Raw genomic sequence first — 22,144 nt, forward strand, 5'->3', positions numbered from 1 at the left:
AAAATAGGCACGTGGCAGCATAAAGTTTTGTTAATGAGATCGGATTAATTCACTGCTGATCACCACTGCTGTGGATTTAGGCCTTCTTCAAAAGTTAATTGTTAAGTTGTTGCCCGAGGATATTTTAGAAAAGGACTTCAGAAGCAATCACCCGAGTTTTTCAACTATCATGCACGCTGCATCAAGGACTGCGAGAAACCGGGCTTCAATCAGCTCCCGACCTTTGCCGGTGTTTCCGAACATCCTGACCTGCCGCGGAGGAATGCTTCTCAAGTAGTCGCCTTCAATCCCGAGGACAAGCAGGCGATCTTGAAAATAGACTGAGGCATTCTCAAGGCTTCTCCTGAACGCGATAAGGGCCTCCTGCAGGCCGGGAGTGAGCAGGTTCTCGATTTCGCTGCCAAAGAGATTCTGCTGGCTGCCATCCAGCTTGAAATAATATGAAAAATTGAATTGCCTGGATCCGATGGTCTCTTCTTCATCCCGTTCCGGATCAGGAGTCCTGCGTTCGGGGTGAAGCTCAAAGGGTTTGGTGATTTTTCTGTCATGCACGAAAGCAAAGAGCGTTTTTGATCCCGGCCCTGATTTGGAGGAAGGCAGAACCAGCCCGGACCAGAAATCGATTGCAGGGCCGGCGCCGTCATATTTTCCCCAACATTCATTATTGAGAACCGGACTTCTTCCCCGGCCGAAAATCCTGGGCAGCAGGTTTTTGAACTTATCCATACGCCCGGACTCATTCTGTCCTCCGGCAAGATACACCCAGCCATGGTCGTGAGCGATTGCGGCAATCATGGCATCAAGGCGTGAAGCGAGAACTTTTTTTCTGAAATAAGCCGCAAGGAGGAAGAAAAAGAGCGGTCCGGCCAGAACAAGACATTTCCCGGCCGCAACTACAGTGAATCCGTCTAAGAAGATATCGGAAAGCTTTCGGGGAGTGATCAGGAGAAACACCAGAATCGCGGTAAGAGAGGCGATTCCGGCCCCCAAAACCAGGAGAAACAAGCCAAGCCGGATTTTACCCCTGCCAGCAAGATCCTTATCCGCCGGAATGTCTCCGGAGTCAAAAAGCCCGATGGCGGGATCCCAGAACCTCGAAGCATCTGAAGACAAAGTCCGAGGCTGTTTTTCTGTTGCAGTGGCACCGGCTTCTTTCTCTCGGGTGAGAAGAATTTTCTTGCCACACTTCGGGCACTTCAGCGATACTTTTTTGCCAACGGGGACCTTTTCATCCGCAACCGTGGCCACATTTTTGCCGCAGGCATCACAATAGATCAGCATTTCCCCTCCCGACAGTATATTGAAGTAACCGCACAGCATGAATTCATAATAGGAATGTTTCCGGGAGTCAATAAGTAAAAGCCCTTGGATTTACTCATCTCTGGTGGGATTGATAGGTTGGGTGCGACGGATTGATTGGATCACCTCGTCGAGCTGCTGAAGAAAACGTGAGCGGTCACGTTTTGTCAGCGGTGGCGGACCGCCGGTAATCTCTCCTGCGCCACGAAGCTCTGACAACAGGTCACGAGTCGCAACAGTATCACCGATGTTGTCTTCCGTAAAAGGTTTTCCGGATGGACCAAGTACGCGTGCCCCTTCCTTGAGGCAGCGGCTGGCAAGGGGAATATCGGCGGTAATCACGATATCATGCGGTTGCAGGTGTTCGACAATCCAATCATCGGCGGCATCGAATCCGGCCTTTACAACTTGGAGCACAAGCCCTGGTTCCTTAGGAATTCGCATCCATGAGTTGGCCACCAATGTGACTTCTAGGTGATATCTGCCTGCGACGCGGTACACCTCCTGTTTGACCGGGCACGCATCAGCATCTACAAAGATATGCAACAATCGGACAATCCTCCCGTTTCTAGTGATATGCTCAGTTTACCCTGGGCCGCAGTTTAACCACCAGCAAGCCCTTTTTTAACTGTATATCTAGTGGCTCGAGTTTGAGAGGGATATCGCGGTTCCCGACTCGTACCGTCTTTGACTGCAGGGAATCAAGGTCAATAGGATATTCCTGGCCGCTAAGGGTTGAAAGCATGGCGAGAAGGGCATCGGCAATGTCCATGTTATTCTCTTTTTCGCTTTTGGAAAAGTACAGGGTAACGTAGAGAGTTTTTTGGGTTTTATCAAAACGGGGGAGAACTTTGCAAGAGACCGGTAAACGCATGCTTTTCAGGCGCATGCTGATCTCCCGGTCGGCGATTCTGGTATTCATTGTAAGATTCTCTCCCCGGACAACTCCCGTGATGAAGATTGAGTCTTCTGTAATCTGCAGGGCGCTCAGAGAATCGATGACGATATCGCCCTTTAAATAGCTTCCATTGGTCTCAAGGGGCATGGGTAAAGCACCGCTGATGACCTCCTTGAGGATTTCAGCGGGCACGGAGATCGTTACTGCTTGTTCCGCGGCATTTGCCGGAATAGCGGCAAGGAAGAAAGTTGGAAACAGGAGCAGGAAGCAAATGGATAATGATTTCTGGTGACATGATTTCAAGGAAATTCCACCTTTTAATTGGAGGGATTTAGTAAAAATGTTCTGGGGCAATGTTACCCTCGAACGTCCAAGAGCACTGTTTCAGATTAAGTTTGGACTATTTCAGTTAATTTTATTGCCACAATCAGGACAGATGCATCCCATGTGTGACGATCGTCATTGCTGATTCACATTTCGGGCAGCTCGAATCGGGTGAGATGCGAGCTGCGGCAGAGGATCCGAATATCAGCAGACCTTTGCGAATCCTCAACAAAAGGGTGGCGGTTCTGACTGTAATTTATAAATTTTGACCCATTATCCCAAAGCCACATCGAGAATCATCATTACCACAAAGCCGGTCATTGTCGTCATTGTGACTAAATCAATGGTCGCATAATTTTTTTGAGATTCCGGGATGAGTTCCTCCACAACGACAAAAATCATGGCGCCTGCAGCAAAGCAGAGCGCGTATGGCAGGATGTTCTGCATTTTCAGGACAAACAATGCACCGACAACCCCGGCAATGGGTTCCACCATGCCGGAAGCTTGCCCCATGAAAAAACTTTTCACCTTAGACATCCCCTCTCTTCTCAACGGCATGGATACAGCAGTACCTTCAGGGAAATTCTGAAGCCCGATCCCGATTGCCAGGGCAATTGCGCCCCCCATTGTCGCAGAAGGGAGATTAGCTGCCACAGCACCAAAAGCAACGCCGACAGCGAGTCCCTCAGGTATATTGTGCAGGGTTATGGCAAGCACCAGAAGAGTGCTTCGTTGCCATGAGGTCTTTACCCCTTCACTTTTATCAATACTCAGTCCAGGATGAAGATGTGGCAAGAATTTATCAGTCAGTCTCATGAAAATTCCACCAGCCATGAATCCAATGGCTGCGGTCAGCCATGGGGTATGCCCTAACTGTTCCGCCATCTCGATGCCGGGGGCGAGAAGAGACCAGAAACTTGCAGCAATCATCACGCCGGCGGCAAAGCCAAGGGTTGAATCCATAAGCTTCTGATTTATGGTTTTTGTAAAAAAAACAAGTGCCGCACCTGCAGCAGTGACCCCCCAGGTAAAGAGTGTGGCAATCAGCGCCTGGGTTACAGGATTGAATTGTAGGAAGAAATCACTCATATCTTTGGTATACGGATTCGGCTGATCATCAGGGAACCGGAGAGGGCAAAGGTCAGGACCAGGGGATGGAGCTTGAAACCGGCAATTTTGACCTGTCCGAACCAGAGGTCCTGGTGGACAGCACCGAACCATGCTGCGATCGCCAGCAGAAAGACGAGGAGGAGAGAGGTCGGGATAGGTGTTCCTTCAAAGTATTTCACCTTGTCGCTGCCCTCGGACAGCGTTTCGGCGGTGACGTTGTAACGAGCCAGGCGTGATACCCCGCAGGCGACAAAGTAGGCCAGCACGATGCGGTCGTATAGGCCCTGCATGCCGCAACCGTAGGCAATAATTGCCGGCGCGACGCCGAAGGAAATGACATCGGCGAGGGAGTCAAGTTCCCGACCCATTGCCGATGACTTCTGACGCCATCTGGCGATGCGGCCATCCAGGACGTCAAATACCAGGGCGGCGAACACCAGGGCACAGGCAGAATAGACGTGCTGGATCCCGGCGGTCTGCAGGTAAGTCATTGTTGAGAAAATCGCTCCTATGCCGCAGGCAGCGTTGGCAAGAGTAAACCAGTCGGCAAGATGGAACTCACGAATCATTGATAAGGGCCTGGGGGGCTTATGTATTGTCATCCCTGTAGTTTATAGTTGCGGATGCCCACTTGTCAAGCCTGCCGTCAATGTATCAAGCTTGGCAGATGACTATTCCATGACATGCTGAGGTCTTTGTAATAACCAGATTCAGGCCCCTGAGTCTTGGCTTTGTATAATTTTCTGAATATTGAAACTCCCCGGAGCTCGGAGTTTTCACTTTCCGGCTGCGGGGAGCTTCAGCTTTAACCAGCTAGGACCATTTTTTTAAAGAAAATATCAGGTCATCAATACACAACCAGGGCCGTCTGTTCGAACAGAGTGTCGTCAAAAAGTCTGCCACTGATCGTGGCCATGTTGTCGCCCTTCATGAGAAGCAGTGAAAACCCCTGGCGGTCGAATTTTACCATAAGATCAGGGGCACCGTTATTGTTGGTATCACCGATTTCCGCAGGTCCTTGGGTCTCCAGAGGTGGGTCCTGTTCAATGCCGTTGATGTGGCTCATTGTAATGGTGTCGATATCAATCTCTTCGACATTATAGCCGTCCGGGAGTTCGATATAGACCTTAACCCAGCGACCCCTGGAAGCGGGACCCATGGTGTTCGAACTGATAATGACTTGCGGAGTGATATTGTTTTCCATGACAGTTATTGTCACGACATCAGCCTGCTGCAGGCCGCTAAAATCGGTCACTGTCACCATGAATTCGAGCTCGGCCGGGGTCTGCATTTCCGGGGTAATAAAGGTTGTCTGGAAAGCCACCGGATTTGAAAGGGTAACCGGAACTCCCCTGGTCTGGGTCCACTGTACAGACTGGATTCCGTCATCTCGGTCAGAGGAAGAGGTGGCGTCGAGCAGGACGGTTACGCCGATGTCTACTGTCTGGTCCAGGCCGGCGTTGGCCACCGGCGGTTCGTTAATCCATGAGACGTTAACGCGGATAGTATCAAGAGACTGCAGGCCGCCGGCGTCAATGATTAATAATTCGAAAACCAGGGTTTCGCCGGTTATGTTGCTGTCCGGGGCGATGAAACTGACCTGGGGAGCTGATGCATCGAGCAACGCCACCATTGGCCCGGAAATCTGGCTCCAGCTCCATACGGAAATCCCGTCATCCGGATCGGTTGATTGAGAACCGTCAAGCACGACCTCCTCGCCTTCAAATACAGTCTGGTCATTTCCGGCCTCGGCAATCGGTGCCGCATTGATCCAGGAGACATTGACAATGGACGTATCCTGAGACTGCGCCCCCTCAAAATCGGTAACGGTAACCTGGAAGGCCAGAGATGAGGATTCAAGAGTCAGTTCCGAGGTTTCAAAAGACGGTTGCACTGCTGTTGAATCTGAAAGCATGATGTTTGGTCCGCCAATCTGTACCCATTTGATTGCAGTTATTGCGCTGTCGATATCATAGCTGTTTGAGGCGTCAAGCATCACCGAATCACCCATCATTACATTCTGATCCGGCCCGGAGTTTGCCACTGGTGAGTCGTTTAGCGGGGAGACATAAAGTGTGACTGTGGCGGTATTTGAATTGGCTCCGCCGTCAGACGCCTTGAAAGTAAATGAATCCTGGCCGAATATGTTGGCGGCCGGGGTGTATTTGAAAGATCCGGAAATCACATCAAGAAGCTCGATCTCGCCGTTAACGGTGTTGCTGACCAGGGAATAGGCAAGGATGCTGCCGTCAATGTCGGCTGCGCTCAAGGTGCCGAAGACTGCAGTATCCTCTTCTGTGGCAATGCTCATGTTAAATGAAACGGGTGCGTCGTTGACGCCCTGCACCACGATAGTGACACTTCCCTGCACAATAAGTTTGCCGTCGGAAAGCTGGTAGGTGAATGAGTCCGGTCCGGAATAATTAGATCCCGGAGTATAGATGATATTGCTGTTGCTGATGATTGCCGAGCCCGATGCAGGCAGACTCACCCCGACGATAGAAAGCGGGTCACTGTCAACATCGTAGTCATTAGCCAGTACGGCGATTGTAATGGCAGAATCTTCCAGAGTTGTTGCAGTATCAGCCGCAGCCACCGGTGGATCATTTGTAGGTGTAACCGTAATTGTCACCGTTGCAAGGTTTGAGTCGGCGGTGCCGTCATTGGCTCGGTAAGTGAAGGTGTCAGTGCCGGAATAATCAGGATTCGGGGTGTAACGGAACTGGCCGGAAAGAGGATCAATGAGTTCAACAACACCGTTGAAGCTTAAGCCGACTAAAGTGAAACTGACGACATCGTTGTCAGCATCAAAAGCCGCAAGGGAATTGATCAGGACCGTATCTTCTGTACCGGAAAAGGATAGGTTTTCTGCAACAGGAGCAGAATTACTCGCGGTAAAACTGTACAGAACAGTGATAACTTCTGATGGCGCGGACTCATTGTTCGTTATATCGAAAGCGGTCAAAGTAAAGTCATTTGTTTCAACCGTAACTAGAATGGGGCATGAGATTTCCCGGTCATCCGGGTTGTCGGTCTGGCAGAGGAATTCTCCCTGATGAAACAGTTTGAACCCTGCCAGGCCGGGAATCTGGCCGTAATTCCAGGTTACGGTAGCCGTTTTGCTCTCAGCAGCATTTCCCATGGCAGGAAAAAGCACAAGGCTTACGGAACACATCACAGCGAACATCCAAAAACAGATTTGTACTGGGAATCGAACGGGTTTCATCTCAACATCCTCACTGGTTATATTCGGCCTTACAGCCGTACCAGGAGGTATTGAGCTGCTTGGCAACCCCGCTGCCATACCCTCGATAGTCCAAGGGGTTAGGCTGGTGGCTTTGCGGCTCGCCCTTTCGGACGATGTGCCTTTTTCAAGTTTTTACTGGATGTGAAACACAGCAAAATGGATGCCAAGCTGCCATTTGCTGTTCAGATTGACACATTATGGAAAATAATTATGGGCCTTATCTTTTTGTAATGTCTTGCGGTTCAAGGCGTTCCGGCTGAAATTGCGGGTGGGGGGCGTGGGATTCTTATTAATGGATATTCATCAAGGGATAGGACCGGATCAGGAAAAAGGGGAATAGTGTCACCGATGTTGACAGTGAACGCTTGATTATTGTGAAATGGAGAAAGGGGCGCCACGAACGCCAGGGATCATCATTTTAAATTATCAAATGCGCCAGGTCCTGTGGTTTCGCAGGACTGAACTGGAGGAATTGTTACAGCAGAATTGATCTTTATTTTTGAATCAAAATGAAGTGCGGGCGAAACTGGCTGATGTGATAATTTTATCGGATATATTGATTCCGCTCTCCACAAAGCGGGGGTATTTCTGGGATAAATGATTTAATATCTGGTTCTGAGGATGAGGTGGCTATCCTGCAACAACCCGGTTCCGGCCCTGTTTTTTTGCTTTGTATAAGGCATTGTCAGCGGCCTTGATCATTGCCTGTGGTTGGGGTTTTCCTTTTTCCTGACCGGCAACCCCGATACTGACCGTTACCGAAGCGGTTTTTTTAATCCAGGCCTGTTTCCGGCGGTGACTGGCATTATTCTTTTTGCGGTCCGAACCCCGGACAATAAAATCGGTCTCGGCGATTTTTTCCCGCAGGAATTCAAGGTGCGGCAAGGCGTCCTCCACGGTTTTTCCTGGAAAAAGCACGGTGAATTCTTCGCCGCCAAACCGGAAGGCCTTGCCGCCGCCGCTCACTTTGGATATCCGCGAAGCCACCATGCATAAAACCTGATCTCCTACGTCATGGCCAAAGGTGTCATTGAATTTTTTAAAAAAATCAATATCCAGCATGGCAACCGTGAAACAACCGGGCAGTTTTAAAAATGATTCATTCAAGGCCCGGCGGGCGGGAAGTCCGGTAAGTTCGTCACGGAATGCCATACCGTAGGCGGATTCGATGACCGCGGCGATCAGCATCAGCCCGGCGGTGGAAAGAAGCAGATGCGCGGCGCCTGATTTTTCCTGAATCAGCGCGAAAAGAACCGCGATGATCGCCCAGAAAAATCCCATTTCAAATGTCCCTCTTTGCCTGGAATAGACCAGGGCAACAAGAATCAGAGAGATGAAAAAGGCAATCACGGCCTGTTGTTTAAGAATAAAGGAGCTGAAAAAGCTGATGCCGGGAATGGGTTGAAACAACAAGGGGTTCAATATTTCCGGGCGAAAGTGATATACAAGGAAGAGAATTGCGGGCAGGATGAGGATAAAGCAGATTCGCAGTATGCCGCGAACGGTGAAAATGCCGCGTTCTTTGAGAAGGGAAAGAATCGCAAGATTTATCGGGAGCAGGATGGAGACGCTGGTAAACACAAAAGACCGGTGGCTGCTTAAGATTTTACTCGGTTCGGACATTCCAAGGAGACGGTCGGCAAGGAAGAGCAGGGCAACGGCAAAGACCAGTCTGCTCCGGTTGAAGCGCCAACCGAAGAAGACCCCGGCGCCCAGGACCGCAATGGGAAAAAGCTTGAGCAGGATCGGGGTCCAGACTTCATGCATATACAGGCTGATGAGAAACAAGGCGGCAGCAAGAAGCAAACCGCCGGGCATGAACAGGGAGAGAAATATTCGAATCATCTATTTTCAGTAATATCCTTTTTAACTGCCTTTTAGCTGGAGGTTCTCGCAAAAGCCCGACCAGCAGAAGTATACAGTATGCGGCCGGGATTTATTAGTGAAATGATTGACAATGAATGCCACGACGAGCGTCAATTGAAGATTTGCCTGACGGTGTCCGCCAGTGTATGATGTGTGTTGGTTAAATTTTCATGGGTGTGCCCGGGCATTGTTGCCAGAAGTCATGACTTCTGCATCGCCAGGAGCTTTCAGGTTTTTAAAAAGATACGAGAATGTTTTCATGAGAGTTGTATCTGATGGCTGAAGACAACACGACAATTTTAAGCGTTGGGGCGGAATGCACGATTTCCGGGGCCCCGGAACCGCTTAGGAAAATCATTACAACAAAACTCACCTGCGAAAATCCGCAATACCGTGATGCCAAAAAATACGGGCGCTGGGTCGGCAAACGTTTAAAGCCACAGCTTTATTTTTTTCGAGAAGAGCCTGACGGCAGCCTGATCATTCCGCGGGGTTATGCCAGGCAGGCGGTGTATACCTGCAGGAACTATCTGGGGACGGAGCGCCTGCAGATCAAGGACCAGCGAAGAGAAGTCAAAAAGATAAATTTTACCTTTATCGGCGAGCTTCGACCATATCAGAAAAAAGCGCGGGATGAAGTCCTGCAGAACGAATTCGGCGTCCTGGAATCAGGGACCGGTTCCGGAAAAACCGTAATCGCCCTGGCTGTTATCGCTGCACGAAAACAGCCGACCCTGATCCTGGTGCACACCAAAGAGCTTCTTTACCAGTGGGTTGAAAAAATTCAGACCTTTCTGGACATGAGGGCCGGAATGATCGGCGACGGGCATTTTGATGTACAGCCCATAACCGTTGCCATCGTTAATTCGGCAAGAAGGCGGCTGCAGGATTTGCCAGGGCAATTCGGCCAGATCTGCGTCGATGAATGCCATCGGGTTCCTGCGACTCTTTTTACGGATGTGGTCACCGCCTTTGACTGCCGCTTCATGCTCGGCCTTTCCGCCACGGCCTACAGGCGTGACGGCCTTACCTGTCTGATTTATTATTATCTCGGCGAGCGCGCCTGGCGCATCGACCCGCAGGAGCTTGAAAGCTCCGGAGCCGTGCTGAAGCCGGAATTTATCCAGAAGGAAACCGGATTTACATATGTCTACCGCGGCGATTATCAGGATCTGATGAAGGCACTCACCGGCAGCAAAACTCGCAATCAGCGCATAATAGAGGATATATTGACTGAGGCGGAGAAGGGTCGGCGCACCGTGCTGGTGGTGAGTGACCGGGTGGCTCATTGTGAAGCCCTGGTCAAGGGGATTGCCGAGCGCGACATCAATGGACGTTTCAGGACCGCGATGCTCACCGGCAAGATGAAAGCCGATGAGCGCTCGCAGCTTGTCGAGGCGATTCATAATGGTGCAGTGGATATTCTTATTGCAACCCTCCAGCTTATCGGCGAAGGATTTGATTGTCCGGGATTGCGGGTGCTTATTCTCACCACGCCGATAAAATTTACCGGCCGCCTTCTCCAGGTTGTCGGAAGAGTCTTGCGGCCGGAACAAGGGAAAAAGCCTGTTGTTTATGATTATATCGACCAATGCGGACTTTTACAGAAATCCGCCAGGGAGAGAAGGCAGGTGTTTGAGGATGAGGAAGATATTCAGGAAATGCTGTTTTCTATGAGGGAATGATTTACAGCACGGAGTTTTCCCCTGTAAGATAAAAAGGCGTTTGATAAGGACAGCATTCCCGCCTGCTGAGATTGTCAGCGGTTCGGGGCCTTGTTTTTCCGCCACAGGGGCTGTGGTTCATACCGTTAAAAAAGTGAAGACAAAATCAGATGCCGGCAACAGATAACATATTTCAAGGGCAGCGGCTTTTTGACAGGACCGCAGCGATACTTTTCCTGGCAGCATTTGCAGTCAGGGCGCTGCATATATTTTTCATATCGCAGAACAGCCCGTTTATTGATGTGTTGCCCGGAGATCTCGGGGCCTATCATTCCTGGGCGAAATCAATTGTCAGCCAGGGTTGGATCGGCAAGGATATTTTCTACCAGGACCCACTGTATCCCTATTTTCTGGCGATGGTTTATACCCTCATCGGCGAGAAATTTGTCTTGATCTATCTCCTTCAAGCTCTGCTTGGCGCGGTTACTGCGGCGATGATTTATCTGGCAGGGAAACAAATGTTTTCAAAAAATACAGGTCTTGTCAGCGGAACTCTCTTTGCATTCTATGCCCCGGCGATTTTTTTTGACGGGCTTCTTCTCAAGGTAAGCCTTTCAGCCTTTTTATGTATGGCCTGTTTCTGCCTGCTGATTATTTTCAGGGGCAGTAAACAGCAGTGGCGAAGCCTGATCGGCGCCGGGATCTGCTTTGGACTTGCGGTGCTGACCCGCGCGAATTTTCTGCTGCTGGCGCCGGTGATTGTTGCGGTTCTGGTGTTTTCTGATTTCCGCAAGATCCGCAAAGGGGTTGTTTCTGCAGTTTTTTTTACGGCGGGCACAGTGATGATTCTCTTTCCGGTGGTGCTCAGAAATTATTATGTCAGCGGTTCCCTGGTCGTCACCACCGCCCAGGCTGGCCAGAATTTTTTTATCGGCCAGAACCCTCGGGCCACCGGGACCTATATCGGACTGCCGTTTGTGCGGCCGGATCCCCTGTATGAAAGGCTGGATTTTCAAAATGAGGCGCAGCGGAGGCTCGGCAAAACCCTGAGCCCCCCAGAAGTCTCGCAATACTGGTTCGCACAAGGCATGGCTTTTATCCGCGAGAACCCGACAGCCTTTCTGCGGCTTACCTGGACGAAATTCCGATTGTTTTTTAATAATTACGAGATGCCGGACAACCATAACTTTTATTTTCATAAAAAATATTCCCATGTCCTCAACCTGCTGCCGGTATCCTTTTATCTTGTGGGGCCGTTCTTTTTTGTCGGCATGGTCGCGTTGTTCCGGGAGCGGCGCTTTGAGACCAACCTCCTGTTTTATTCACAGCTTGCCTATATTGTTTCCGTGCTTGGTTTTTATGTGTTTTCCCGCTACCGCATGCCGGTGATTCCCTTATTTTGCCTTACTGCGGGATATGGGACGCTGAGTCTGCTTTCCAATATTAAGGAAAACAAAGCCCTTTCCGCCGGCATAAAACTCGGGGCTGCCGCAATTATCCTGGTCTGGGTGAGTATCCCGGTGTTCGAGCCGTTTAATTTCGGGCATTCCTATGTGGATGAGGCAATCGCCTATGAGTTGAAAAATAACCCCGAAAAAGCCGTGGAATCATACCGGCAAGCCCTGGAGATTAATCCTGAGTATTTACGGGCCCTTGAACGTCTGGGCCGGCTGCAGCTCAGGCTCGGAGCCTACGGTGAAGCAAAAAAAACCTACGGGAAAATCCTTGAAGTCAGGGCGGATTCCCCGGAGGCCAAAAGTGTGTTGTTTCTAATCTCCCGCAAATCCGGGCAATGATTTCTTGCATGAGCAGGATGATTTGTGAATTGACCGGCAGCATCTTTTTTCTGGTAAATGGTTTCCGCATGTTTTAATTAAGCTGTAAGGCTTTTTTTGAGAAAGGGTTGTGAATGATCGGGTGTACAAGGAACGGTAAAGGAAATGGAAGCACCAAAAAAACAATCGGATAAAGAAAAAGAGGTCATAAAGATTGAAGACAATGTCTACGACCAGTTGTTTGACAAAGCACTGGATGTCAAAGCCATTGATAATCTTTATGATGAACTGTTTGGCATCAGTTCTGGGAACGCTGGTTCTCTGGCGGTTCTTGAGTATCTTGACGGTAGAAGGGAAGATATTTCCATGGCGGTTTTGTTCCACCCGACAAGAAACGATATCACGGTGATGGCTGTAGGAGTCAACCCCGAACGAATTTTGTCTTTGAACGATCTGAGCTGTATTCGAATAGCGAATATGCCCAAAGAATTTCCCGAGTTGAGCGATGCCTGCCAGATAGACGTGATTGAGACCGTTTCCGGAAGCAAATACCAGGAATACGTTGCGGCGGATCAAAACATGGAAACCGGTTTTTTCGGTTTTGCTGCTGAAGAAGAGACCAAATGCAAATATTCGTTCTTTCCGGCAATCAACATGAGACATCGTTATCAGAAAAGATATCTCGGGCAGATCCTTATTGAAAGAGGCCTGATCGAAATACACAGCTTCGAAAAGGCGCTTACTGAATTTCAATCACTTAAAAAAAGAAAACTGGGGGAGATCATCGCCCAGCAGACCAAAATCCCCTATTCCTTAGTCGAGAAGCATATCCAAAAAGCCTATGACGAAAACCCAAAAGATGTCAAGGCCGGGAAAATTCTGGTAGAGGCCGGGTTGGTCAGCGAAGCACAGGTGAGTGCAGCCCTGGTTGTTCAGGAAAAATTCAAAAAGAAGCGGATCGGTCAATTCCTCATTGAAAAGGGGCTACTTGAGGAAGATAAAATTTTTATGGGGCTTGCGGAAAAATTCAGAATGCCTTTTGTTGACTTGAGACAGGTGACATTTTCTAAAAAAGCCCTGTCCCAGCTTCCCAAAGATTTGGTGTCGAAACTGCAGGTCCTGCCGATCTCGCAGGACGAAACTACTTTGGTGGTAGCCACCCTGGCCCCGGATGTTCCGGCCATCAAAGATGTTTTACTAAAACACGTAAAGGGCCAGAAAATCGAACTGGTTCTGGTCCGTCCCACTCAACTCCGCGCCGCAATCAAAAAACTGTATCAGGATCCAGCCTGAGAAAGGGTCTGTGCTCTTCCAATCACCAGAAGAAGGATGGATCATCTAGAACCGGCCGCCTGTGGTGAGGGTCGAACCGAGGTTGAGGCGGGTGGTCAGTTCTTTGCTGATTGCATCAAAGTTTCCCAGCTCGTTCTGGGATTGGCCGATTGCCCCGGAAGTTTTGGCAACAACCGCCTTCCGAAGTTCGTCCTCGAATTTCTTTGCCTGTTTAGTAAATGCCTTTGACACAACATTTTTCATGGATTCATCAAGATCGGATGAGAGCTTGATATCATAATCATCCAGGGTGCCGGTGGCGGAGCCCCAGATCGAAAGCTTTGAAATTTCAGAAAGGGCGTCAGCAAAGGCCTGAATGACCGCTCCTGATTCCGGGCTTTCGGAAGTTGTTAATTTCACCGGCTTCAATACAACATCAAAAGCGGCATTCAAGTTCCTTTGCTGGAGAGATGCGCGAATGGTAATGTTTGCGGTGGATTGTTCCATGGCAAGGGGCAGACTCTTATTATCTGAAAGAACCACCGTATCTGTTTTCTGTCCTGTAACTGCGAGGGAAATGGTGTCTTGCGAACTGTGCGGATCAATATGATCAAGAACGCCGGCAAGGGTTAATGCCTCAATCTTTTTAAGGTTCTGCCCGGTGAAATTGAATTCCAGGGGAGACCCGAGAATCTGTTGCTGATTGGTGATGTTTGATATTTTTCCGGAAAAGGTTCCGGAATCAGTAATAATTTCAGTCTGCAGGTGTCGAACGAGAAATTCGGGCAGGGGCTTGTTTTCATCAAAATGAATAAACACCCCTTTGCCGCGGATATTTTCCGGTTGCCTGTCTTTGTTGGAAGCAGCACCCCCTTCAAGGAGGGGCGAAAGCTTTTCATACCAGAATATGGTCTTTGTCAGATAGTTTTCCGCTTTTGGTCCAATGAGGAGATTGGTCATGTTGCCCAGGCCCTGACTGGAAAAGGTATATTTTTCCTTTAAACGCTCAAAGTCTTTTGCCGGGGCCTTGGCAATTGCATCAATGCGTTTCTGATAAGAAGAGAGGTTTGTGTCAAGAAGGGTTTGGGCGTCCTTGATGCGGGTTAAATCATTATCCAGGTCCTTTTGAATAATCTGGATATCCTTTGTCGCACCCAATATTCCGCCAAGTCCGCGGCTGGAGGATTTGAGGTTTTTGATGCGGGTTTCATATCCTTTAAGCTTATTTTCGTCGGGAAGTTCGGTCAGGCGCTTTTTCCAGTTATCCTGTTCCGCCTTGATATCCTTTTGAAATGTTTCAGCGAGTTTGATTGAGTCAAGTTGCTCCCTGGCGAGTATTTCTTTGACATCCGGGGTGTCAAAGGCGGGCATGGAAAAAGTTTTTCCCGGGGTGTCATTGCTTTTTTTCGGGGGGCTTTTTTTGCCGGGAATCGCCCCGGAGGTTTTTCGTTGGGTATTGAGGCGCACGCCGGTCATCTGCATTGTATTAATTATGACTTTTCGAACCAGCAGAGAAGGCAGATCAAGAGACATTGTTGCGTTGCCGATTTCCACGGCGTTTTTCATGGGCTCATCAGGATTGGTGCATGCAAGTTCTTCCAGTTCAAGCCCCAGGGGAAAGAGGGAAAGATTGGCTCTTTGTACCTCAACTTTAGCTCCCAGTGCTTCGGAACCGTAACGTTCAATGACGCTGACAATGAAGCTGTCAATCAGCAGAAACCAGGCAATTGAAATAACCAGACAGAAGCCACCAAATGCGATTAATCCCTGCCATCGAATCCATTTTTTCATTGTGAACCTCCGAATCCCGACAATGATTGGTAAATGGAATATACCTTGCTCGCCTTGAAAATCAGCATCATCTTTGTCTGCTGAACCCACGCAAGAAGGGTTTCGCGATATCGGATGATAAGTGCATTAAAAACGAAATAGAGCGGCACGAAGAGGATAAGTGCCAGAAGCAGGCTTCCGAAAACCAGGGTGTTGTTATAAGCGAAAAGCCTCATCAGCGTAATCCCGTAGAGTATGGTGAAAAAACCTTCAAGCGCAGGGAAAGTAAGAAATGCCTGGCCAATTTCATGAAAAAGCGGATCAAGAAGATACGCGAAACATGAAAAAACGCCCAAGCCCAGAATGAATGCTGAAAGGTTAACCCTCAGGATGAGGATGAGCAGAAGAATAAGCAGGTTGTGCAGGGAAAGAAGAGGTGTAAAGCCTGCAATCATCGCCAAGCAGAAAGCAAGACTTATCTGGCCGGGATCGGATTCGGAATTAATAATTTTTAAGAGCTTTGCTATCAGGGTCAGCATTTTGAAACCTCCACTGGAGTCAGGGATTCGTGCCGAAGATTTCAGTGTATGAAGAGGAGCATATATATAAGCTAACTACAAAAAGGGAAAGAAATGAAAGATTTTTCTGTGTTGGGCTGCAAAAAAGAGAAGCGAGATGCCGAATGAGACTGGTTCGGCATCTCGCTGTTTTTTTACGCGGATACTACTGTTGTTACCTGGACTGTTCGGCGCTGCCCTGCACAAAGACTTTTGAGCCTTGTGGATGGCAGTCTTCGCAGGCGGTTTTCAATGGTTTGTAATAATTCTTATAATGGCAACCCGTGCATTTTGCCTTGACATGCAGGTTGTCAATTTGATAGCGCGAATGCACATTATGATTGAAGAGCAGATTCTTCCCCTTCCAGCCCAATGGGCTGTGACATTTTTTGCAATCTTCGCCCAGTAATTTATCATGAAAATCTTTATGGCATGCGCCACAGTCATTCTTAAAGCCTGCTAATGTTATGGGGCCCAGGGTCTTGACGCTTCTGGGATTATGGCAGTCGATACATTTAACCTGGGCGTGCCTTCCTTCAAGGGCATATTTCGTATGCCGGTCATGGTTGAAATCAGCTTTTTTGGGAGGAAAGCTTTCCACGGAATGGCATGCAAGGCAACCGGCGCCATATTCACCCTTATGCGGATCCTGATGGCAATCATCACATTTTTCATATTTCATGTCCTTGAACCGTGCAGAGCCTAACGGCGCCTTGTTATCGGGTTGCGGGTTGTGGCATTTTTTGCAGTCAACCCTGGCGTGCTTGCCTTCAAGAATATATTTTGAATTGTCGTTATGCACGAATTTAAGATTATCGCCTCCCCAGCCCTTGAAATCATGGCACTTCAGGCAGTCATCGCCGAGTTTCTGGTTATGGGGATCTTTATGGCAGCCGATGCATTCGGATTTAAGGCCTCTGAAAAGAGCAGAAGCCAGTGGATCGGTTTTGCTGGCCGGCTTATGGCATTCGATACATTTGATTTTGGCGTGCTTGCCTTTAAGCCGGTATTTTGAATCGTAATTGTGGTCAAATTTAAGTTCATTTCCTTTCCAGTCTTTGAAATTATGGCAGGATTTGCATTCAGTGCCTTTGCCGAGATTTGATTTGTGCGGGTCTTTATGGCAGGCCGCACAATCCTGTTTCAGCCCCCGGAAAAGGGCAGCAGCCAGAGGATCTGATTGTTGCGGCGGTTTATGGCAATCAATGCATTTTGCCGTGGCATGCTTACCTTCCAGTTTGTATTTGGAATCGAGATTATGATCAAACTTCAGTTCTTTTCCCTTCCATTCAAAGATCGTATGACAGGATTGACAGGAATCGCCGAACTGTGAGTTATGTAAATCTTTATGGCAGTTTGCACATTTGATCTTAAGTCCACGAAAGACAGCGGTGCCAAGGGGTGCGTTTTGTTTGTCCGGTTTATGACAGCCGATGCATTTGGCTTTTTCATGCTTGCCTTCCAGTTTGAATTTGGAGTCACGGTTATGGTCGAACTTTAATTCTTCACCCTGCCAGGCATTATTCGTATGGCAGGTTTCGCATTTATCCCCGAGGTTTGATTTATGCGGGTCGGTGTGGCAATCAGCGCAGCTGTCAAATTTTAATCCCATATAATATACGCCCGGATAGGCTTTTTTGCGTTTTTTCCTGTGGCAGTCGTCACATTTGATTTTTTTGTCGGCGTGTTTGCCTTCACGCTTGAACATGGCCAGGGTGTGATCAAATTTTTCCGGATCAAAGGGGATAATCGAGGATTTTTTCAGTTTGGGATGTTCCTTATGGCAATGCCTGCACCGGCTTTCGCCAAAGGTTCCGTGAAACCCGGATTTTGCATCCAGACGTTCTTTGATAATCTTGTGGCAGGCAAGGCAGTTTTCGTCTTTCAGGTCACCGGTGTAGTCATGGCATTTAGTGCAATTTCCCTGGATTTCCTTGGTTTGATGCGCCCCGGAAAGTTCCCGCGGTCGGATGATATTGTTAAAGCCTTTTTCAAGAGAGGCCTCCTGGCCGTGTCCGAAAACCCAGAGGCCGACAACACCCAGAACAAGGGTGGTAATCAGGAAGATTATTTCCGCTTTCATCGAGGAGCCGACTGCTTTTTTATGATACTCCTCTTCGCCTTTTCGTTGTTCCTCGGTGAAACCCATGGTCCGCAGCATTGTTTCTTCCCGCTCTTCTTCAGGAAGACTTAATGCATGATGGTGCTCAATATAGCTTTTAGGAACCCAGCCGTGAAAAATACCGCCTAAGCCGACCCGGGTTGACGGATTAATGAAAGAGAGATAGAGATGCCCGGAAACCGAGGAAAGGGCGGCAAAAAAGAGAGAAGCATGCAGGTACCAGCTGACCAGAATTGTTCCTCGAAACCACATGAGAAAGCCGGTCAGGGCGAAGCCGAAAAAATAACCCATGACCAGGAGGCAGTTAATTTTCTGGCCGGTGTTGAATTTGCCGGCATCAGGAATTTCAATAGCTGAATTGTATAAAGACCTGAAGGAGTTAACCATCCATTTGATATCCACCAGGCCCCAGGTGAGGATTTCTTTCAGGTTGGCAAGGTGGAGTTTCGGGCCAACGAGAAGATATGATACAAGGGTTAAGGAGACCCAGGAGACCGCGGTTGTTTTATGAATATTTGTCAGAAGGTGATAGGTGGCGGCATCCATGTTGTAGAACCTGGACGCCAACAGCAGGCCACCGGAAATAAGAAGAATAAGGAAAGGCGTGCCCTGGGCCCAGTGGAGGACGATTTCAGGGATTTCAAATCTTTTAAAGCGGTTATTGTCAGACATGTTTATTAGCGAAGTTCCAAGGAGTTGAGATATATGAACGTATCGGTCTGCTGGAAAAATGACAAAGAGGAAATATTATCATAAAGTGGGTCTCTTTGCTAATAGAAAAGGGGGCGTTAGCTTTTTGTTTAGTCATAACAGGAGGTTGAGGCGACTGTTTTGTGTGCGATGACGATGTTTGTTACTAAAAAAGTATTACCCTGTGATTGACTTGGAAAAAGGCTTTTCTTGATTTAATCTTATTGACAGGCCGGGATATACTTGCTGTAATTAAATTTGAACCCCGATTTGTTCCTCAATCCTGCCTCGGAGGGCTTGTGTCATGGAAAAAGGGAAAGAAAATACAGACAGGCGCCGCCACAGAAGGTTTCATGCGGTTTCCGGAGTATTTGCCGTCAACGCTAAGTTTGGCCAGATTGTTGATATCAGCCGGAGTGGCCTTTCTTTTCGCTATGTTGAAAAAAAAGGCTGGCCCAAGGAGTTGTTTGAACGAGGCGTGCTTTTTGGGGACGATGATTTTTGTCTGGACAATATGCATATCAAAACCGTGTCCGATTGCGTTCTTGCAGACAGCATTACAACCACACAGGCAACAATCAGGCGTTGTGGCATCGAATTCTGTGATTTGTCAAGCCAGCAGAAGTCCGATCTGGAGTATTTTATCTGGGCGAATACCGCAGGCGAGATGGAAATAGATTTTGAAGCGAACTGATAATTGACGTTGTAAGCAGATCTCGTCCCGAATTTTTTGTTTCTTGATTATCCCCAAAGCAGACCAGAAGGCATGGGATTATATATTCTAACATCATGCCGCCGGAATTCAGTAGATTGTTATGCGACAACTCGGGCATCACAGAGAGTGCTGCCCTGATAACACTGAAGTATTTCGATTTTTCAATAATTAAGAAGTCGATTGGCGGGAAGGCAGAAGTTCGAGAATGAAGATGGTCATTTTGCTTTGTTTGCTGGTTCTCCTTGGTGGTATTGTTTTCGGATGCCAGCATAAAATGATCTATCACCCGCGAGGTTATCCGGGCGATGCCTCCATGGAAAGCATGGTCAGGCTTGAATATGATACCGACCAGGGAGCTCAGACATCATTTTATTATGCGGACGAGGCGCATCCGGACGTGCTTCCGGAAAAGGTCTGGATTATATTTGGTGGAAACGCCACTGTGGCCCTTGACTGGTATGGATTTGCCAAAGGCTTTTCCGCCAGGGAGTCCACGGGTTTTCTGCTCATGGAATATCCCGGCTATGGCCTCTGTGCCGGGAGGCCGTCATCAAAATCAATTCTTACGGCAACCAGACAGGCAGTTGCAAAACTTTCAGACTATCTGCAAACAGATCCTCGAACCCTTGAGGGGCGGATCTCGGTTGTCGGTCATTCCCTTGGTGCGGCAGCAGCACTTCAATATGCCGTGACAATTCCTGTAGAAAAAGTAGTGCTGATTTCTCCGTTCAGCAGCTTAAGGGACATGGCAGCTCTGGTCGTAGGAATTCCTTTAAATTATCTTTTATTTGAAAATTATGACAACCGGGCGCGGCTGAGAGAACTTTTCGACCATACGTCTTTTCCCGATGTCGTGATTATTCATGGCACTCAGGATGAAGTGATTCCGGTCCGCATGGGGCGAGAACTCTCAGGATTGAGCAGCCGGATTATATACAAACAGGTAGACAATTGCGGGCATAATAGTATTCTTAGCATTGCGGAAGAACGAATTTATGCGGCGATGCGATTTGCTGATCTTTAAACAGTACTAGAAGCGAAGAAAAAGCAGAGGGTTAATGAAAAACATTCCAGTCATAGGTATCCTTCGGGGTGTGGAGCAGGATTTTTTCAGAGAAATCATGGCCGCGTCTTTTGAAAACGGGCTTGAGGCAATTGAAATTACAATGAACACTCCTGGGGCCGGACGCATTGTTGCGGAATGCCGCGCCCTGGTGCCGCAAGGCAAACTTTTGGGAATGGGTACGATCCGCAGCCTGGATGAAGCAAAGGCGGCGGTTGATGCCGGTGCCATGTTTATGGTGACGCCGAATCTGGATACTGCGGTGATTGATTTTGCGGTTTTGCAAAAAATTCCTATTGTTGCAGGTGCCTTGACTCCCACCGAGGTTTATAATGCCTGGCGGGCCGGGGCTGATCTGATAAAGGTTTTTCCCTGTGGAGCTTTGGGTGGGGCCTCTTATATCAAGGATTTGCTCGGGCCGTTTGATGACCTGCCCCTTGCGGCAGTGGGTGGCGTGACCTTTGAAAACGTCGGTGATTTTTTCAGGGCCGGGGCAGTATCCGTCGGCGTGAGCACCGCCCTTTTCGGAAAACAGGCACTGCAGGGAAAAAATGCGGAAAATATCGGGAATAATGTCAAAAAGTTTATTGACCGTTGCCTCCAGATAAAAGATGGTTTATTATCAGCAACTTAATTTTTTACTCTATCCCGCAACACAGGTTCGCGGCGTCTGGCCACTTGTGTTTAAATACCTGTACTGGAGACAAAGAAGATGTATAGACCGGAGATAAAGGTTATTGATTGCACTGTCAGAGATGGCGGGTTGATGAATAAATGGCAGTTTGATAAAAAATTTGTTCGTCAGGTTTATGATGCGCTTGTTGAGGCAGGTGTCGACTATATGGAAATCGGCTATATAAGCTCGGAATCAGCTTTTTCACGAGATGAGGTCGGGCCCTGGCGTTTCTGTGCTGAAGAGGATATTCAGACTATTCTCAAAGGTGAAGAGAAGAAAATCAAGCTCTCAGTCATGGCTGATATCGGCAGGGTTGCTCACGATGATATTCCGCCACGGTCCGAAAGCTCCCTTGATATGATCCGCGTCGCCTGTTATGTCCACCAGATTGATGCCGCCATCGAACTGGCGCATCACTGTATGGATAAAGGCTACGAGGCGACGATCAACCTCATGGCGGTTTCCACCGTCGGGATCAGGGAACTTGAAGAAGGGTTGAGTGATCTTTCCAAAAGCCGGGTGTCGGTCATTTACCTGGTTGACAGTTTCGGGGCCTTTTACTCTGAAGACATCGATACCCTGGCCAGAAAATATATGGAAAGTCTGCCCGGCAAGACAATCGGCATCCATACCCACAACAATCAACAACTTGCATTTGCCAATACCATTTCAGCAATTATTTCCGGAATCAATTATCTGGATGCCACCCTGTACGGCATCGGTCGCGGCGCCGGGAACTGTCCCCTTGAGCTGCTCATCGCATTTTTGAAAAATCCGAAATTCAGGGTGCGGCCGCTTATCAAGGCCATTGAAGAGCAGATCCTTCCCTGGGAAAAGAAAATCAGCTGGGGCTATTATGTTCCGTATATGATTACCGGAACAATGAACCAGCATCCCCGAACCGCCATGGCGATCATGGAATCGGAGAATCGGGAGAATCTCGTTGAATACTACGATCAGATGACCAGCACCGCCACCTGATTGCGCGGTAAACAAATCAGCAATATCATGGGGTGTCCGGATTTCCGGCCACCCCTTTTTTTGTAATTTTTTCACTGGAGTCAGGGCAGAAAATTCGCTCATGTCTGTCCCTCTA

Annotated in this window: 17 protein-coding genes and 1 riboswitch; of the genes, 7 read left to right on the forward strand and 10 right to left on the reverse strand. The window is 48.6% G+C overall.

Going from position 1 to position 22,144, the window contains the following annotated elements; all coding sequences use genetic code 11:
• Window positions 1–147 precede the first annotated feature (147 nt).
• From KKE17_01285 to KKE17_01315, 7 genes are all read right to left on the reverse strand, one after another.
• Complete coding sequence (locus tag KKE17_01285; GenBank protein MBU1708614.1) at window positions 148–1,281, reverse strand: zinc-ribbon domain-containing protein; 1,134 nt, start codon at window positions 1,279–1,281, stop codon at window positions 148–150.
• A 90-nt stretch (window positions 1,282–1,371) separates the two neighbouring features.
• Window positions 1,372–1,848: a YaiI/YqxD family protein gene (locus KKE17_01290; GenBank protein ID MBU1708615.1), complete on the reverse strand. Its 477-nt coding sequence runs from the start codon at window positions 1,846–1,848 to the stop codon at window positions 1,372–1,374.
• Between the two features lie 31 nt (window positions 1,849–1,879).
• The gene (locus tag KKE17_01295; protein MBU1708616.1) at window positions 1,880–2,500 is read right to left on the reverse strand and encodes a hypothetical protein; all 621 of its coding nucleotides are present in this window, start codon (window positions 2,498–2,500) and stop codon (window positions 1,880–1,882) included.
• A 294-nt stretch (window positions 2,501–2,794) separates the two neighbouring features.
• Window positions 2,795–3,610: a ZIP family metal transporter gene (locus tag KKE17_01300; protein MBU1708617.1), complete on the reverse strand. Its 816-nt coding sequence runs from the start codon at window positions 3,608–3,610 to the stop codon at window positions 2,795–2,797.
• Window positions 3,607–4,233 carry a CDP-diacylglycerol--serine O-phosphatidyltransferase gene (pssA, locus tag KKE17_01305; GenBank protein MBU1708618.1) on the reverse strand — a complete coding sequence of 209 codons (627 nt, stop codon included), beginning with the start codon at window positions 4,231–4,233 and terminating at the stop codon, window positions 3,607–3,609. The genes KKE17_01300 and pssA overlap by 4 nt, the downstream gene beginning before the upstream one ends.
• A 245-nt stretch (window positions 4,234–4,478) precedes the next feature.
• The gene (locus tag KKE17_01310) at window positions 4,479–6,809 is read right to left on the reverse strand and encodes a tandem-95 repeat protein (protein ID MBU1708619.1); all 2,331 of its coding nucleotides are present in this window, start codon (window positions 6,807–6,809) and stop codon (window positions 4,479–4,481) included.
• 106 nt (window positions 6,810–6,915) lie between these two features.
• A riboswitch (cyclic di-GMP riboswitch) is annotated at window positions 6,916–7,008 on the reverse strand.
• Window positions 7,009–7,508: 500 nt separating this feature from the next.
• The gene (locus KKE17_01315) at window positions 7,509–8,723 is read right to left on the reverse strand and encodes a diguanylate cyclase (GenBank protein MBU1708620.1); all 1,215 of its coding nucleotides are present in this window, start codon (window positions 8,721–8,723) and stop codon (window positions 7,509–7,511) included.
• Window positions 8,724–9,019: 296 nt separating this feature from the next.
• Here KKE17_01315 and KKE17_01320 point away from each other — a divergent pair, with 296 nt between their 5' ends.
• The 3 genes from KKE17_01320 to KKE17_01330 all read left to right on the forward strand — a co-directional run bounded on the left by KKE17_01320 (window position 9,020) and on the right by KKE17_01330 (window position 13,476).
• The gene (locus KKE17_01320) at window positions 9,020–10,429 is read left to right on the forward strand and encodes a DEAD/DEAH box helicase (GenBank protein ID MBU1708621.1); all 1,410 of its coding nucleotides are present in this window, start codon (window positions 9,020–9,022) and stop codon (window positions 10,427–10,429) included.
• A gap of 149 nt (window positions 10,430–10,578) precedes the next feature.
• Window positions 10,579–12,204, forward strand: coding sequence for a glycosyltransferase family 39 protein (locus KKE17_01325; GenBank protein ID MBU1708622.1), 1,626 nt, complete (start codon window positions 10,579–10,581; stop codon window positions 12,202–12,204).
• A gap of 144 nt (window positions 12,205–12,348) precedes the next feature.
• Window positions 12,349–13,476, forward strand: coding sequence for a hypothetical protein (locus tag KKE17_01330; GenBank protein MBU1708623.1), 1,128 nt, complete (start codon window positions 12,349–12,351; stop codon window positions 13,474–13,476).
• A 45-nt stretch (window positions 13,477–13,521) separates the two neighbouring features.
• Here KKE17_01330 and KKE17_01335 read toward each other — a convergent pair whose 3' ends face one another.
• The 3 genes from KKE17_01335 to KKE17_01345 all read right to left on the reverse strand — a co-directional run bounded on the left by KKE17_01335 (window position 13,522) and on the right by KKE17_01345 (window position 18,576).
• On the reverse strand, window positions 13,522–15,246 hold the full coding sequence (locus KKE17_01335; protein MBU1708624.1) for a TIGR03545 family protein: 1,725 nt from the start codon (window positions 15,244–15,246) through the stop codon (window positions 13,522–13,524).
• The gene (locus KKE17_01340) at window positions 15,243–15,764 is read right to left on the reverse strand and encodes a TIGR03546 family protein (protein MBU1708625.1); all 522 of its coding nucleotides are present in this window, start codon (window positions 15,762–15,764) and stop codon (window positions 15,243–15,245) included. Before KKE17_01340 ends, KKE17_01335 begins: the two co-directional genes overlap by 4 nt.
• 193 nt (window positions 15,765–15,957) lie before the next feature.
• Window positions 15,958–18,576: a hypothetical protein gene (locus KKE17_01345; protein MBU1708626.1), complete on the reverse strand. Its 2,619-nt coding sequence runs from the start codon at window positions 18,574–18,576 to the stop codon at window positions 15,958–15,960.
• A 322-nt stretch (window positions 18,577–18,898) separates the two neighbouring features.
• On the opposite strand from KKE17_01345, the gene KKE17_01350 reads away from it, so the two are divergent.
• The 4 genes from KKE17_01350 to KKE17_01365 all read left to right on the forward strand — a co-directional run bounded on the left by KKE17_01350 (window position 18,899) and on the right by KKE17_01365 (window position 22,029).
• Entirely contained in the window at window positions 18,899–19,288 is a 390-nt protein-coding gene (locus KKE17_01350; protein MBU1708627.1) for a PilZ domain-containing protein, read from the forward strand.
• A 226-nt stretch (window positions 19,289–19,514) separates the two neighbouring features.
• On the forward strand, window positions 19,515–20,333 hold the full coding sequence (locus KKE17_01355) for an alpha/beta hydrolase (GenBank protein MBU1708628.1): 819 nt from the start codon (window positions 19,515–19,517) through the stop codon (window positions 20,331–20,333).
• A 34-nt stretch (window positions 20,334–20,367) separates the two neighbouring features.
• Window positions 20,368–21,006, forward strand: a complete 639-nt coding sequence (locus tag KKE17_01360; GenBank protein MBU1708629.1) for a bifunctional 4-hydroxy-2-oxoglutarate aldolase/2-dehydro-3-deoxy-phosphogluconate aldolase — start codon at window positions 20,368–20,370, stop codon at window positions 21,004–21,006.
• A gap of 78 nt (window positions 21,007–21,084) precedes the next feature.
• Complete coding sequence (locus KKE17_01365; GenBank protein ID MBU1708630.1) at window positions 21,085–22,029, forward strand: aldolase catalytic domain-containing protein; 945 nt, start codon at window positions 21,085–21,087, stop codon at window positions 22,027–22,029.
• Window positions 22,030–22,144 lie beyond the last annotated feature (115 nt).

Source organism: Pseudomonadota bacterium (assembly GCA_018823135.1).
Classification (GTDB): domain Bacteria; phylum Desulfobacterota; class Desulfobulbia; order Desulfobulbales; family CALZHT01; genus JAHJJF01.